General features: G+C 29.2%; 1 protein-coding gene. It reads left to right on the top strand.

Annotated elements, in window-relative coordinates:
• Nucleotides 1-818 (top strand): hypothetical protein (locus EPJ79_RS11625; RefSeq protein WP_158634379.1); only part of this gene is annotated, 818 nt, incomplete at both ends.

The raw sequence follows: 818 nt of genomic DNA, 5'->3' as shown, positions 1-818 counted from the left end.
AATAACGGACGATATTAAAGAATTGTCAGAGAGCATACGCAAAGATTATGAAGGATATTCGATAGCGCTTGATAAAATGTATAATGATGCGACTAAAGAATTAGAAAATAATCTTCAGAGTATAAAAGATGAGATAGATAAGATTAGAAATGAAGCGGAGACTAATCTTATTTCAAATGAGAAAAATTATATAGAGGAATATTTAGAGGAGCGTTCTATAGAATTAGAGAATAGATTATCTGATAAATTAAATATGTTGGAGGATAGCAAACAACAATTTAACGATATTATAAACGAATCTTTCAACGCTATTAATTCCGATTTAGAGAAGGCTATAAATAACTTTGAAGAAAAATCTGACAATATTATAAATAATACTTTATCTAATTTAGAGGATATTTATAACAATGAGAAGGTTTCGTTAAATGATTATGCCAATCGATTAAGAGAGGAGATAGAGAAGAGCAGGGAGGAATCCGAAGCTAAACATTTAGAAAATGAGACTAATTATATAGACGATTATCTTAATAAGACTTCTTTGAAGATAGACGAGAAAGTTAAAGGATTAAACGAAACCTTAAATGAATCATTTAATACATTACATAAAGGCGTTAATGATTTGCTTGAGAAAACTAAAGAAATGTATAACGCTAAAACTTCAGAATCTGTAGAAGAGATGAAAAAGTATGCAGAGGAGCTTGTAGACAATAGAATTATTGAAGCTAAAGAATCAATAAGTTTGTCTATGGATGATTTGAAGAGAGAGTTTTTGGAATTAAGAGAAGGGATGGATTATAGAATCAAAGAGCAAACCGATA

The organism is Brachyspira aalborgi (assembly GCF_008016455.1).
GTDB lineage: Bacteria > Spirochaetota > Brachyspiria > Brachyspirales > Brachyspiraceae > Brachyspira > Brachyspira aalborgi.
This window is presented reverse-complemented; position numbering and strand designations above follow the sequence as displayed.